Raw genomic sequence first — 14,772 nt, 5'->3', positions numbered from 1 at the left:
GGGGAATCCTAATGCCAATTTTTCTATACATCGTCATTGCCTACCTCAGTATTTTCATTCATGAATGTGGCCACTATTGTGCAGCTTACCTCTTTGGAGTTAAAGCAACCGATGTGGTAACAGGAATGGGTATCAAAATATTGTCTATTAAAACCGCTCATACTCGCTTTATTTTTAAATTATTTCCGAGTGGTGGTGTAACAATTTATGATTTAACCGATGAAAATAAATTAAATTCCTTTCAACAAATCATCATCCTTCTAGCAGGTAGCACCTTTAATTACATCACAGCCGTTATCGCCTCTACTCTTTATTATCAAACAAACTTAATAGAAGGATTTAAAATTTTGAACCAACTCATTAGCAGATTCATTATCTCCTTAACCTCAATGTTGTCTGTTCATGATTTTTTAATACCGGATACCTCATTCACCGAATCAATCGAAATCATTGCAAATGAAAATACGCTTCAACAGTATGCCCTATTTATTATTTTATTCATGAATGTTTTACTATTTCTTTTCAACCTAATTCCGATTCCCTTTTTTGATGGAGGACAGATTGTATCCATTTTATTAGATCCTTTTTTAATAAAATTTGGACTACATGTAGAGTTATTGGAACAGATTAAAACAATCATTAATCAAGCCATTGGTTATTTTTTAGTGTTTTTAATCGTCACTCCTTTTTTAACTCGCTGGTATCAAAATATGATGCTCTCAAGTAACCCTAAATCAGAACTTCTAAAATGGATTCTCATTTTGTTAGGTGCCATTTTACTCAAACGCATTTTTAACACCCTAAGTCACCTTATCCGTTCAAATAAAATATAAAATCAACCATTTTTTGAATAGTTTTACAAATAATTTCTAATAATAAAATTGGTACACTTTCATTGCATCTATTCTTTCCTGTTTCAATACTCCACTTCCATGAAGTGGAGTATTTTTTTATACAAGCGATACCACATAAATATCGCTTTTTACTACTTAATAAAATATTGATTTAATCGAACATCGTATGTAATCGTCTGACTCGTTCCTTTTTCATCAATTATCGTATATTTAATCGTTTTAGTTTCCATATCTTCCATATTTCCACTCTCAGGTCCCGTACAAGAAATAGGCCCAATACTTTCTCGTGCCCCAATCGTATCAACAACCATTAGATTAACATTTTTTCCATTATTCATTTCAAATGTATAAACTAATCCCATGATGGCATAATCAGAATTATTTTTAAGACTTGTCTCAAACACACTTCCACTAGCATTTGAAGGAACCGTTAACGTTGGATTCATAAACTCCAAATCAGTCACGGTAACCTTAGGAGTTTCAGCTGAGAATGCCTCTCCTGGTGTATAAGTATATTTATTTTGATTAACATCATATTCCACAACAGTATGAACCATATTCTCATCATACATATTAATCAAAATCCGCGTCGCTTTCATATCCTCAATACGACCTGAACTTGGACCAAAACATTGAATAAACCCACTAATGTCACCTGATTTTAACGTATCTTGTGTGGAAATCGTTGTATAATTTCCATTACTCAACTCTATATCGATTGAAATCCCTCGTATAATAAACTTTGAATTATTTTTAATTTGAGCTTGATAAATATAATTTCCTTCGCTACGTTGCTCAAGGGTTTGATTAATAAATTCTAACTCATTCACTAAAACATACGAATCATCAGCCCCTCCTCCTGCTTTATTAGCAGAACAACCCATCACTAAACTAAGTGTTGTAAATAAGATGCTAGTACAGACTAAATACTTCACGGACCATCTCTTGAACTTCATAACTTATCATCCTTTATAACAAAAATTGACCGACTCAATAAGTTTTCTCCTATCTAATTGATTATCATTTAACTTACTTTTTGATCGATTAGGCATGCATCTCATAATAAACTCCATTTCTACACAAATTCCTAATCCTGATGAACAGACATCAAGTTTATACCAATAGCAAGAATCCTTATCTCTATAGTTATAGAGTTAGAAATTTTAAGTAAAATTATACGAAACTCACCACTCCTTTTTTTAAAATGATAATCAAAAAAAGGTTAAAATCTAATCTGATTTTAACCTTTTTTCTTTATAATAAACTTCTTCCTGGTATCACATTATACAAACGATACCACTGCTCACGTGTTAACTTAACTTGGGAACCTTCACACACTGCTTTAATTCTCTGTGGGTTTTTCGTGCCAACAATCGGTTGGATTTTAGCGGGATGACGTAGTAACCAAGCCATTAAAATAGCTTCTTGACTCACTCCGAATTCATTGGCATACTCCTTAATGACCTCATGCGCTGCTTGATAAGGAGCCTCTACCTTCTCCTTTGTCAACATCCCCGTTGCAAGTGGTGACCAGGCTTGAATCGTCATATGATTTAATCTCGCATACTCGAGTGTTCCTTGACTTCGATGATCAATCGGATTGGTTAAACTGTTAACATTCATCCCTTCATCAATTAAATTAGCATGAACTAACGATAACTCCATTTGATTCACAATTAAATCTTGTTCAATATAACGTTTTAACAATTCTATTTGATGAGGATTATGATTACTAACCCCAAAATGTCTAACTTTCCCAAGAGCCTGTAATTCACTAAATGCCTGAGCCACCTCTTCTGGCTCAACTAGTGCATCTGGACGATGTAGCAATAAAGAATCTAAATAATCGACCTTCAATCTTTTTAAAATACCATCTACAGAATCAATAATATACTGATAGCTAAAATCATAATGTGGTGCAGAACCTTCCCCTAAACTTCCTTTCAAACGAATTCCACATTTAGATTGAATATAAATCTCTTCTCGCTTAACTAAGTCAGTCTCCCAGATTCCAGAAAAAGCTTCTTCCGACTTTCCATACGTATAGATATCAGCATGATCAAAAAAATTAATCCCTTGCTCTAAGGCCGCTTCAATGGTTACTAAAGCCTGTTTCTTAACCTCATTTGTCAAAGGATTATGAGTCCACTCTCCTCCCATTCCCATACATCCAAGTGCAATCTCTGAGGCATGAATGTTACTATTTCCAATTCGTATCTGCTTCATAACTCCTCCTAAAAAACATAATATCAATCCATTATAACTTATCAACACTTCATTGTAAACGTTAACAAAGAAAAATTTTATGATAAAAAAGCCATCAGGGACTTCATCATCTTTTTACTGAAGCCGCAGTAGATAATCATCCATATCTTTTTTTAAAAAGCGCCACTCTCTTCCAACCTTATAGCCTTTTAATCTTCCATCACGAATCATATTATAAATCGTTTGATGACTAACCCGTAACATTTTAGCCACCTCTGGCAGGGTTAAAATTTCAGGACCTTCTTCTTTTTCCTTTAAAGTAACCTCACTTCGTTCATAATCTAGCGTTTCTTTGAACTTCTGTAAAACAAGGGCATCCGTAGACTGTAATATTGTATCCCCACATTTAGGACAAACATAAATCGTGATTCCTTCAATTATCACCGTTAAAGTTCCTAATCCTGATTGAATAGATGTGGTTTTGACCTCAAACTGTTGTGAACACTTCTTGCATACCTTTGACATAAATTCAATCCCTCCTAAAAAATCCATTTCCCCCAATGGATGTGTCTCTTTATAACCATTATAAAGAATAATCAATCCTTATAAGTTATTTTTATTATAACCTAATTTTTACCATTATTAAACAGTAAGACATTAATTAAAAACAAAAATGACACAAAAAATAACTTGACTTTATTCTTGGGTAATAAAAAAAGCATCAGCAAGCTGATACTTTTTCTTCATCTCTAATCTCTCCAACGCTTTAAAGTTTTTAATTGTAAGGGATAAATCTTTTTCAACATCCATTTTTGAAATTTATTAACTGGTGCTTGGTCAATCATTTGAATGACTTGTTTTTTCATATCAGTTAAAGTCATATCTGGCTTTATAAAGCGTCCATTTCGATAACATAAATAACAATATTCTTGCGAAAATGTCCCATTATTTTCATTTCCTAAAATTCTTTCATTCAGTGGTAATCCGCAACTTTGACAAACTTTTTCCAATCTAAAGACATCCCTTCGCATTGTTTTAAGATTTATTTTATCTTAACCATGGTATGGTTCATGATGCTCATGCTGGTGCTCCTCATGATGCTCATGTTCATGATGTTGTTCTTTTTGAAATTGATTCAAACTCGAATTGGATTTATATGGAACACGCCCAGAGGGAATCAACTGAGAAGCTGGACCAACATGATAATCTTGATCATCAAAAAAGATATGGGCATTAAACGCTTTAAGAACTTTATCTTTTGCCACTCCTCCTAAGAAGAACATCTCATCCACTTTACATCCCCATTCACGTAATGTAAGAATAACACGTTTATGAGCCGGTGAATTTCTTGCCGTCACAATTGCAATTTTAACTAAGCTATCATCTTTTTCCTTAATCGTTGATAATGTTTTAAGCAACTTAGCAAATGGGCCTTCATTCATTGCATTTTCAGCATTTGCATTTTCATTTTCAATAAAAGCTGCAAGTCCTTGTTCTTTATAAATTAATTCTGACTCATCTGAGAAAACAACCGCATCAGCATCAAAAGCGATTCGAATCTCTTTTTGGTTAGGTTGATAATCTCTTGGAACATCGTAAACAAGTGCTGCCGCCACTCCATTATCAATCGCATCTTGAACATCATGTTCATTTCTTGATAAAAATAAGTCAATATTAAAAGCGCTCAGATACGGGAGCTTATCTTCTCCTCCCGTAAAAGCAGCACGAACAATATCAAGTTTATATTCTGCAATACTATTAAAGACTCTTAGACCTGTTTCGGGGCTATTACTTGATAAAATAATAACCTCAACAATAGGGTAATCAAATTTATCATTCAAACTTAACAATGCCTCAATCAATGGAAATGCCGTTCCTTTTTCTAAAACAGTATTTTCATTCTCAATTTGGTAACGATGATACGCCTCAATTCCTTCCGTTTCAAAAATCTGATTTTCATGCTCTAAATTAAAAAGAGCACGACTTGAAATTGCAACGACTAATTTATCCTGTAAATCATACGCCATTCTCTTCACCTCAATCAATAAACTTACGTTTCACTATCATATTAGATGTGGATAACTTTAATACTTCCATTATATAGATTTAAGAAACGCTTTTCAACAAAGGACAGTACACTATTTCCTCTCACCTTTATAATTTATATGTCTTTAATCGAATTTATTCTAAAACCAACAAAAAAAGTCATAGTTCTCCATTAGTAGATTGCTATGACTTCTCCTCTTCATCACTCGTCTCTTTAATACCTTATATTTTAAATTAATAACCTATCTAGAACCAGACATATTTTTTTCCTATCAATGAGCATAGTAGATTCCAGATGTAACATAAATCACTTCAAAAGTACAATCGTATCATTCTTCCCGCTAGTAAACGATTCCCTTCTCATCTACTCCATAAAATTAAAGTTACTCAACGATAAAAAACTTATCTGGACTTCTATCGTTTATTAATTTTCCTTTTTATATTCATTTAAACGTTGAAGCAAAGCGTTAAAATCATTAAATACTAAATGACGTCCATATCGGATAAATAATTCAACAGGTAACTCACCTTGAACTTTTTTCACTTCAGGTAAGTTAAGGGTTAAGGGTGCAAAACCTACCTCATATCCTTCATCACTTGAGGTGATGGTTACAACTAACTTATTTTCAAGTGCTAGGTCTCGCTTCGACTCTATAAATTTAGAACAAATCCCTAAAATTTCATCATCTGTCAAATATCCCTGATGATAAAAATCTAACTTCTCTGTTTCATTATTTTTTAAATAAACGCGATTATCATTAGTAATTAACAATACGTCATTCAATAGTCTCCTCTCCTCTCATTTTATCTTCCTTTAAATATATGTAATGGGTTTCTTTTTTATGTTACTTCAAATTAAAAATCAATATTTAAAATACGAGGAGTTGGCTTCGTCCGTATCAAAGAATCTTGCCTCTCCCCCTCTATATAAACCGTAAGATCAAAAAGGCGGCAAACATCTTCAGTCCCTCCCATACCTAAAAAGCAGACTTCATTCACTTTACATTGAGATAATTTAAATAAATCTTTCACCCAAGATTCAACACTATAGCACCTTGTCGTTAGTAAAGCCACCTTAAAGTTAGCAAATAACTTTTGCCAAAATCCAAATACAGGTAGTATTTTTCCAAAGGCATCGCACATTCCCTCTTTTGCAAACAACCGATGATCGAGCGCCACCTTGAACTCATGGGTTGTTGTCACTCCTAAAGAAACTAAACCAGCTAAAATATTCATCTTCTGGGTCTCCTGAACCAAATTTAAGTCAGAAGAGAAAAATAAGTCAACCTTTAAAGCTGCTAAATAATCTAAAATCGAGGTACGATTAGATAAAATGACATTATCAATTTCTAACTTATAATAAGCTAAACTTTCAAAAATACAATCAGATATTTCAGGAGGACTATCTGATATAATCATCACGTCAACAAACGATAGATTAGCGCATAAAAGTTGCTCAATAAAAGAAAAAAGGGGACCTTTATCAAACACCTCATTTGCATTATGATACACAAAAATACGATCACTCTGATCAGTCATCGTTTGAATTTTCTTTAACTTAGGCTTAAATATCGCACTTAAAGAAATTGCCACCACTACTTTCTCCATTTTTCTCTCCCCCAGCTAATCGTATCTTATTATATGAATTTAATAATCACTTTATTACTTTTGTTCTCGCATAATAAAAAGCTTTCTAAAGATTTAGAAAGCTTTTTATCTATCCTATTTTTCAAATGTATCGCAACTTGCTGTATCTGTATTAATTTGTACGGCATCAGCATGACAACAATTTTTATCGTTATGTTTACAATGACATGCACTGCATTTAATATCATTAACTGTCGCTTTGTGTGACGTATTACTAAACTCTGATCCAAATTCAACATCACCAACAAGCCCTTGATCAGCAAAACTTTTACATAACGTTTCATCCGTTACCGTTGCTTGCGCGCCACGAACATTCACAACACTTGCATAACAATTTCCTTGATTATCATTATGCACACAATTATGCGCACCACATTTAATTGACATATGATAGACCTCCCTTTTATCACAATTGTTTCTCTTGTATCATTCCTCAAATTTAATCAAACTATTCTCGTGTTACTCGACATTTTTCAAAACAAAAAGACATTTTGCTTTTCAAATGAAAATTTTCATGCTAAAATAAGTTCAACTTTTATTGCTTAAGCCTTTTTATTAACATTTTAGTAGGTCTAGCATTAAAATAAAAGGATTATTGTAGGAAACGACTAGAAAGAGTCGTTGTGTAGGACAGTAGGAGGAATTAAATATGAGTCAAGAATTATCATCGACAAAGCGCGATGGGTTTTCGTCACGCTTTGGAATCATTGCAGCTGCTGCTGGTTCAGCTGTAGGACTAGGGAACATTTGGAAATTCCCTTATATTGTAGGTGAAAATGGGGGATCAGCCTTCATTTTAGTTTACTTAATTGCGATTTTATTAGTTGGGATGCCAGTTTTATTAGCAGAATTTATTATCGGACGTCGTGGACAATCAAATGCCGTTCGATCGTTTAAAAAAATTGCCCCTAAAACACCTTGGTTCGGTATCGGATGGATGGGAATCGTTGCTGCCTTCATGATTTTAGGCTTCTATACCGTTATTGCAGGGTATACGATTCATTACTTTATTTTAACAGTGACTAACGGATTTGCCGGTATGACTTCTGATCAAATTGCCAACACGTATCAAGCATTCTCAACAAGTAGTGTTGCGCCAATTGTTTATACCATCATCTTTATTTTACTATCATTAGCTATTTTATTCGGTGGTGTTAAAGAAGGAATTGAAAAATACAGTAAAATTTTAATGCCTGGATTAGTTGGAATTATCATTTTATTAGTAATTCGCGCCGTTACCTTACCTGGAGCAAGTGAAGGAATTGAATTCTTACTAAAACCAAACTTCAGTGAATTATCGATGTCAGCTGTTCTAGATGCATTAGGTCACTCATTCTTCTCCTTAAGCGTCGGAATGGGAACGATGTTAACATATGGTTCATACATTAATAAAAAAGAAAACTTAGCAGTTACAACAGCTTCTATCGCAGTTGCAGATACAGTGATTGCCTTATTAGCTGGTCTAGCAATTTTCCCGGCTGTATTTGCTTTTGGAATTGATCCAACTGCTGGTCCTGGTCTAGTTTTCATCACATTACCAAACGTCTTCTTACAAATGCCTGGTGGAACAATTTTTGGTGCCTTATTCTTCTTCTTATTATTCATTGCCGCTTTAACATCTGTTGTGTCAATCTTTGAGGTTATTATTGCCTATGTGACAGAAGAGCTGAAATTTAGCCGTCGTAAAGCAATGGGATTAACAGCTATTACAGTTGTTTTTATCTCAAGCTTATGCGCTTTATCAAACACACCAGATTCAAGCCTTATTTTCGCAGGAAAATCACTATTTGATTGGATGGATGTACTAACAGCTAATGTATTACTTCCAATTGGTGGATTATTAATCATTATTTTCTTAGGATTTATTTTCAAGCGTGATCAATTAGAAGATGAATTAAAACAAGGATCTAAATCAATTAAAACAACGATGGCCTATATTACTATTACAAAATATATAGCACCAGTTGCGATTGCTATTGTCTTCTTATATGGACTTGGTATTATTAATTTCTAATAAAAAAAGTTCTCGAAATTCGAGAACTTTTTTTATTGCGGTTCTTTAACAAATGATAAATCTGCTAATCGAATACATCCTTGACTACTTTGATTAAATAATAAATTAATTTGTTTAATCTTCGTTAAATCAACCTCTTTGAATTGATTTAAAACAAGACGCTCATTATATAAAACCTGTTCATTTGTTCCCATTAGAACTAATTCCTCAATCGAATTGATACTAGCATTTGAGGTTTGATTTTGTTCATCAATTAACTCAATTTCAAAAGATTGAGTGGCTAATTGATTTTGAATGACTTCACCGCTCATCACTTCATTTGATAATTGATTACTTAAATACAAAGAAATCGCATCATAGTGACTCAAATCCCGACTTCCTTTTGGAATTTCAATCGAAAGGCTCGCATTAGTATCATCCCACTTCATCAAAAAGCTCGTCGTTCCATCTGTTGTTCGTTCAATATTGATATCATTTGCAATAATTTTACCACCTAATGTATTCACCGTTGGATTAGATTCAATTTGAGCATTTATCAACATCATCGTATTCGGTACTGTTAAACTTGTTCTCACTTCAGCACCATACAGTGTTTTTGGCATCATTTCTAAAACGGTAAATCCACTTCCAATAGGCGAGCTATCAAAAACACTCTGTAGAAAATCAACAATGTACTGACTGACAAACTCTACATTATTTTCAAAGTTTAGGACTGATTCTAATTCCGAATCTGCTACATTAAAATCGTCAAATTTTCCTGCTTTAACATACACCAATGAAGTCATCGATTTACGAGCTTTCTCCTGACGATAATCTTCATATAATGCTTTACCAACTAAATGTTCATCTTCATTATATTCAGATAACATGATAGCGGTCGGAACATCAGGATATGAAAGTTCTTTATAATTAGTGTCTACTGGATCAATCAATAAAAGGCCTGCAAGGCTTAATTGTTGTTTATACTCTTGATCAAGTGCAATCTTATATACATTTGTTGTACTTTTTCCATGACCAATCATCACCACTTTTGCTAAACTGCCTTTATTCGTGAGCTCTACTCCAAACTCATCATTTTCACCAAGTAATGATTGACTTAAACGTTGACGATATTCATCAAAAACAGACTTCAACATCTCTTCATCGTATCCCTCAATAGAACTTAGCTCAGATAAATCTAAATGAATCGCCAAACAATTAGTGCTTCCAATCGCTGCTAAGATCTCATCATAAGCTCTCGAAACACCCTCTTTGGCATTCAAATCCGAAAAAATAAAGACAATCGGGTACTCTCCTTCAACTTCTGGAACAACTAAACTTCCCTTAAGAGGAATTTGAATTAAATTTGATTCATCTTTCAGTGTCATTTCACCTAAGTCAAAGGATAAAATAGACGCATCCATTTGTGTATTAAAGTTTGAATTATTTTGAACCCCAACAGGAGATATCGATTCAACTGTATCCACCAATGACGTGTCCTCCTGATTGAAATAAAATAAACTACAAAAAACCATAGCCACAAATACTATACCTGAAATAGCTATACCAAAAATCCATTTTATTTTCATCTATATTTAGCCTCCTTGAGAACTATTTATCACTATTTATTTTATTGTGAGACAAAAAATGGAATTTAAACAAAAAAAGTAAAAAAATAAAAGATGATTTCAAAAAATGAAATCATCTTTTTCAATTATGCTTGTAAAATCGTGCGAACTTCTAAAATTCCTCCCACAATACTGTCTTCAAATCGATTTCTAAAACTAACCGTCACTTTATATTTTCCATCCTCATTCGGTTTAACATTTGCTAATAAATCAGATGAAATCGGATAAACCACATCTACTACCTCTACGTTTTTCGTGGCCATTAATCTCTCGGTTTGAATCAATTCATCATTCACCAAAAGATCAAAAACACGTTTGACAGGCTCCAAATTCTCACCATTTAATCCAAAGTAAGAAACAAGTAAAGCCATCTTCTCGTTTGGTATGACTTCCATTTCATAACTAAAACTTCCATCTATTCCACGTGCATCTCGCCACCACATATTTACATCTGCTAAATAACCCGCGTAAGATTCAACTGATTTAAACTGATGCTCAATCTCAGACTGCTGTTCTCCCGTTTTAACAAGATCAACCGTCTGATCAAATAACAACTCATCGCGACTTAACGTTTCATCGCCCAAATTCAAAAATTCCTCTGACCTATACTTCGAAAAATAAATCGTATATCGCTCATGATGAATGGCATAAAAAGGCTTAAGTGTAAAACTAACATCTCCTGGCTTTGCATTTGGTGCAGTCTTAAATGTTAATGTCTTTTGATTAACAAGTTCAATCCATTGATTCAAATCTTGATAATCCGTCACAATTTTAGGGACCCTAATCGTTTGTTGCGTCATTAACGATAAGTGGTCAGGTACAATATCACAAGCAGGGAAATGCTCACAACCAAGTACCGCTGCTAAAACAACGGGCCCATACATAAACGCAACCTTATGCGGATCATCCATCGACACATACTCATGAAGCCCCATTGGTAGGACAATCTCAATCTCATCATCTGCATGAAATGTATCAGAAATCATTAAATAGCCTTGCCCATTCGCTTCATAACTTTGACCTTTGAACCTTACTTCTATCGGTGCATTTAACCAATAAGGCACACGAATTTTAACATTTAAAAACAGCTGATTTGCTTCCTCAAAAACAAGTTTTACTACATTTGAAATAGGAAAATCTGTTTGAAGCACTACTTTTAACTGCTCATCCTCTTTTACAAAACTTGAAGCCATAAATAAATTCACATAAAAATCTTCATCTTCTTTAAAGAAAATATGGTGCGTATAACGACCTGGATTCTCCATTCCAGTTCCCGTACAACACCAAAACGAATCTTCCTTTGTTCCATAAACTTTAAAATGTCCTGGATAATTTGAGGTAAAATAAATTTTACATCCTGTATGCGGATCTTGTGATGCTAAAATATGGTTATACGTAGCACGTTCAATAAAATCTATATATTTAGAATCTTTCGTCCATTTAAATAAATACTTCGCCAACTTAATCATATTATACGTATTACACGTTTCAGCTGCTTCACGCGATAATGGTTCTGTATCACTTGGTCCAAAATGTTCACCACTTGAATTTCCACCGATTACATAAGAGCGATGCAAAACCACCGTCTCAAAGAAAAACTTTGCCACACGATAATAATAGTCATCACCTGTTACTTCATATAACTTAGCAGCACCTAACACCTTTGGAATCTGTGTATTGGGATGACGACCTTGTAAATCATCAACCCCTGCAGCTAATGGATCCATAATTAGATGTTGCATAAATCGCTTCGCTAAATAAAGGTATCGCTCATCCTGGGTGATTTCATATAATTCGGCCATCACCTCATTCATACCACCGTACTCACAAATCAACATCCGTTGAAATTGTTCATCACTCATCAGCCGACTGCCCTCATAAGCCCAATCTGCTAACTTTTTTAAAATATTCAACGCTTCTACATTTTTTCCAATCTGATAAGCATCCATTAACCCTGCATATATCTTGTGAATCGAATACCAAGGTACCCAGTAATGACTCAAACTAAAATGATCAACATGAAACTCCCCTGTAAAAACTTGTTCAAATGGTGTACTTAAAAATCCACCTAAGTACCCGTCTGCTCGTTGCAATAGAGAAAATGTTTCAATAATATAGTCCATACGCTCTTTAAGCTCTAAATCTTTGGTCGCCTCATACATACAAGCAAGTGCCGATAAATAATGGCCAATGGAATGACCTTTAATCTCTAAACTTTCCCATCCTCCATAGCTTGGTTTAGGTGGGATTTGAGATGCTCCCTCATAAATCGGTGCTAACAAACGCTCAACATCTAAATCCAGTAAGTACTGCTTTCCCACTGCTTGCGAGATTTCAAATAAAGAATCCTTTTCTAACCTTACAAATTCCGAACTCATTCCTTCCTCTCCCATCCACTTTTGAATACGTTTTTAATCATATAAAAACAAAAATGTACTTACAACATCAATCGTTATAAGTACAACTTAATTATAAGTTTAACCACTTATTCTGTAAATATTTTCTAAATCGTATCTTTCAAAACACTGTCATTAAACTTCAAAATGCATTCGATAACAACTTTCACGACGTCCCATTTCTTCAACAACCAATTTTCGAGCTAATATTTTGAGTCTATTATTATAACAATCAATCATTTGATCTCCCAATGTTAATAAAGCCTCAATATTTTCTTTTGAAATATTGTCCATCTGATGACTGACATGATTGGCCTCTAATTCCGGATCAATCCTTATATATTGATCTTTTATCCCATTTGAAGCGTATAATCGACTTAACTGATGATGAACTGTCTGTGAGCCTGCCGATCCGTAAATAGATAACGCTGGTATCGCCCACTGAATATCTCCCCAATTTCTAGCCTTTTCATATTCATAACTAATCTCTTTCGACCCTGTTCCAAGAGAAAAAATCAAAATATCCTCTTCACTCGGATTAAATGGAAACTTACAGGCCTCTATAAACGCACATAAAGCTGGGTTATTAGCAAACATCCCCCCATCAATTAAAGCTAACTCTCCCCGTAACACATCACTAATTTTAGCCACTGGAAAATAAGTTGGCGCAGCTGTACTTCCCCTAACAACCTCACGCACCAAGAAATTAAACGATTCATCTCGATAAGCATTCATCTGATTAAAAAACATTGCCTCTCCTGAGACAATATTATATGCCGGAATCAAACAAGGCTTAACTAAGTCTTCCATCCGCGTCTCACCTAAATACTCTTCTAATAAATGTTCTAAATAATGAGGTAAATATTTAGGTCCAATCAAACCAAAACCACTACTAATTCGACTCCAAATTGTTTTTTCAAAAATATAAATTCCCTCATTCACATATAAGTCTAAAATCTGTTGGGCACTATATTTTGATTTTGTTGATCCCGGTCTTTCAGGGCATAAATAAAGACTCGTTAAAATTGCCCCCGTACTCGTCCCGGCAATCAGATCAAAATAATCACTAATGTGAGCCTCTTGATTCCCGCTATAAAATTTTAGTAATTCCTCCAGCCGAATCAGCAGTTTAGCAGGAATAATCCCTCTAATTCCTCCACCATCAATTGAAAGAACTCGAATCATATTCGGCATAATCATCCCTCCATTATTCCTTCTTACTTTAATATATGAGATGAGAAGAAAATAAAATTCGAAGAAAAAATACCCTCTTTTCGCAAATAAAAAAAGGCCTACTGGCCTTTCATCTCATTAAGCGCTGACTTTTGAAGCTTTTGATTTCGTATAAACGTCAAAGAAGACTGCAATCAATAAGACAAATCCTTTAATTGCTTATTAATGATCAATCTACTTTCAGCTCTCATTATCTTTCACAAGAACATGACCATTACTAGAGTCGAATCATCTTAAATTCTACTCTTTATGATATCAATTCCCCACTAATTTTACAGTTCAAATAAACTTATCACAAATACTGTCTATTCATCACCTAAAAATAAAAAAAACAGGACAAAATCCTAGTTTCAAATCATATTCATCTTTACTATTTTACGACTTACATCTTTAGACATAAAAAAAGATATCCATTTGGATACCATAATCATCATATTTGGTGCGGGTGACAGGAGTTGAACCTGCACACCAAAGGTACTAGAGCCTAAATCTAGCGCGTCTGCCAATTCCGCCACACCCGCATATCATTATTATAGCAAATTTTTAATAAAAATCAATACCATAATAACTCAAAATAAAAAAATGGTGTCCTGCAGAGGACTCGAACCTCTGACCCTCTGATTAAAAGTCAGATGCTCTACCAACTGAGCTAGCAGGACACATTTAGAAATATAAAATTACTTTTATTTAATGGCTGGGCTAGCTGGATTCGAACCAGCGCATGACGGAGTCAAAGTCCGTTGCCTTACCGCTTGGCTATAGCCCAATAT

Annotated in this window: 13 protein-coding genes and 3 tRNA genes; 2 read left to right on the top strand and 14 right to left on the bottom strand. The window is 34.1% G+C overall.

Going from position 1 to position 14,772, the window contains the following annotated elements; genetic code table 11:
• The first annotated feature begins 11 nt into the window (after positions 1 to 11).
• The gene (locus J6D32_RS11390) at positions 12 to 833 is read left to right on the top strand and encodes a site-2 protease family protein (protein ID WP_006784281.1); all 822 of its coding nucleotides are present in this window, start codon (positions 12 to 14) and stop codon (positions 831 to 833) included.
• A gap of 152 nt (positions 834 to 985) precedes the next feature.
• Here J6D32_RS11390 and J6D32_RS11385 read toward each other — a convergent pair whose 3' ends face one another.
• The 8 genes from J6D32_RS11385 to J6D32_RS11350 form a co-directional block, all read right to left on the bottom strand.
• Positions 986 to 1,810, bottom strand: a complete 825-nt coding sequence (locus tag J6D32_RS11385) for a hypothetical protein (RefSeq protein ID WP_129821268.1) — start codon at positions 1,808 to 1,810, stop codon at positions 986 to 988.
• Between the two features lie 298 nt (positions 1,811 to 2,108).
• A complete protein-coding gene (locus J6D32_RS11380) occupies positions 2,109 to 3,080 on the bottom strand; it encodes an aldo/keto reductase (protein WP_006784279.1) in 972 nt (323 codons plus the stop codon).
• Between the two features lie 114 nt (positions 3,081 to 3,194).
• Positions 3,195 to 3,584: a helix-turn-helix domain-containing protein gene (locus J6D32_RS11375; protein ID WP_006784278.1), complete on the bottom strand. Its 390-nt coding sequence runs from the start codon at positions 3,582 to 3,584 to the stop codon at positions 3,195 to 3,197.
• 224 nt (positions 3,585 to 3,808) lie between these two features.
• Complete coding sequence (locus J6D32_RS11370; protein ID WP_006784277.1) at positions 3,809 to 4,069, bottom strand: zinc ribbon domain-containing protein; 261 nt, start codon at positions 4,067 to 4,069, stop codon at positions 3,809 to 3,811.
• Between the two features lie 42 nt (positions 4,070 to 4,111).
• Entirely contained in the window at positions 4,112 to 5,086 is a 975-nt protein-coding gene (locus J6D32_RS11365; RefSeq protein ID WP_006784276.1) for a 5'-nucleotidase, read from the bottom strand.
• Between the two features lie 443 nt (positions 5,087 to 5,529).
• Complete coding sequence (locus J6D32_RS11360; protein WP_006784275.1) at positions 5,530 to 5,889, bottom strand: hypothetical protein; 360 nt, start codon at positions 5,887 to 5,889, stop codon at positions 5,530 to 5,532.
• 71 nt (positions 5,890 to 5,960) lie between these two features.
• On the bottom strand, positions 5,961 to 6,713 hold the full coding sequence (locus J6D32_RS11355) for a 5'-nucleotidase (protein WP_006784274.1): 753 nt from the start codon (positions 6,711 to 6,713) through the stop codon (positions 5,961 to 5,963).
• A gap of 114 nt (positions 6,714 to 6,827) precedes the next feature.
• Positions 6,828 to 7,139, bottom strand: a complete 312-nt coding sequence (locus tag J6D32_RS11350; protein WP_006784273.1) for a DUF1540 domain-containing protein — start codon at positions 7,137 to 7,139, stop codon at positions 6,828 to 6,830.
• 262 nt (positions 7,140 to 7,401) lie between these two features.
• Between J6D32_RS11350 and J6D32_RS11345 the strand changes: the two genes are divergently transcribed.
• Positions 7,402 to 8,766 carry a sodium-dependent transporter gene (locus tag J6D32_RS11345; RefSeq protein ID WP_006784272.1) on the top strand — a complete coding sequence of 455 codons (1,365 nt, stop codon included), beginning with the start codon at positions 7,402 to 7,404 and terminating at the stop codon, positions 8,764 to 8,766.
• Between the two features lie 32 nt (positions 8,767 to 8,798).
• On the opposite strand, the gene J6D32_RS11340 is transcribed toward J6D32_RS11345, so the two are convergent.
• From J6D32_RS11340 to J6D32_RS11315, 6 genes are all read right to left on the bottom strand, one after another.
• The gene (locus J6D32_RS11340; protein ID WP_155223571.1) at positions 8,799 to 10,334 is read right to left on the bottom strand and encodes a poly(ethylene terephthalate) hydrolase family protein; all 1,536 of its coding nucleotides are present in this window, start codon (positions 10,332 to 10,334) and stop codon (positions 8,799 to 8,801) included.
• A 125-nt stretch (positions 10,335 to 10,459) separates the two neighbouring features.
• Positions 10,460 to 12,751 (bottom strand): beta-L-arabinofuranosidase domain-containing protein, encoded by a 2,292-nt coding sequence (locus J6D32_RS11335; protein ID WP_287467687.1) that lies wholly within the window; start codon positions 12,749 to 12,751, stop codon positions 10,460 to 10,462.
• A gap of 153 nt (positions 12,752 to 12,904) precedes the next feature.
• Positions 12,905 to 13,963: a patatin-like phospholipase family protein gene (locus J6D32_RS11330; protein ID WP_055163539.1), complete on the bottom strand. Its 1,059-nt coding sequence runs from the start codon at positions 13,961 to 13,963 to the stop codon at positions 12,905 to 12,907.
• Positions 13,964 to 14,439: 476 nt separating this feature from the next.
• Positions 14,440 to 14,523 (bottom strand) — tRNA-Leu (locus J6D32_RS11325).
• Between the two features lie 62 nt (positions 14,524 to 14,585).
• A tRNA-Lys gene (locus tag J6D32_RS11320) sits at positions 14,586 to 14,661 on the bottom strand.
• Between the two features lie 32 nt (positions 14,662 to 14,693).
• Positions 14,694 to 14,768 (bottom strand) — tRNA-Gln (locus J6D32_RS11315).
• Positions 14,769 to 14,772: the final 4 nt, after the last annotated feature.

Origin of the sequence: Turicibacter sp., from assembly GCF_017941855.1 — a bacterium.
GTDB classification, from domain to species: domain Bacteria; phylum Bacillota_I; class Bacilli_A; order MOL361; family Turicibacteraceae; genus Turicibacter; species Turicibacter sanguinis.
The sequence above is the reverse complement of the archived record's forward strand: the minus strand, read 5'-3'. Positions and strand labels throughout refer to the sequence as shown.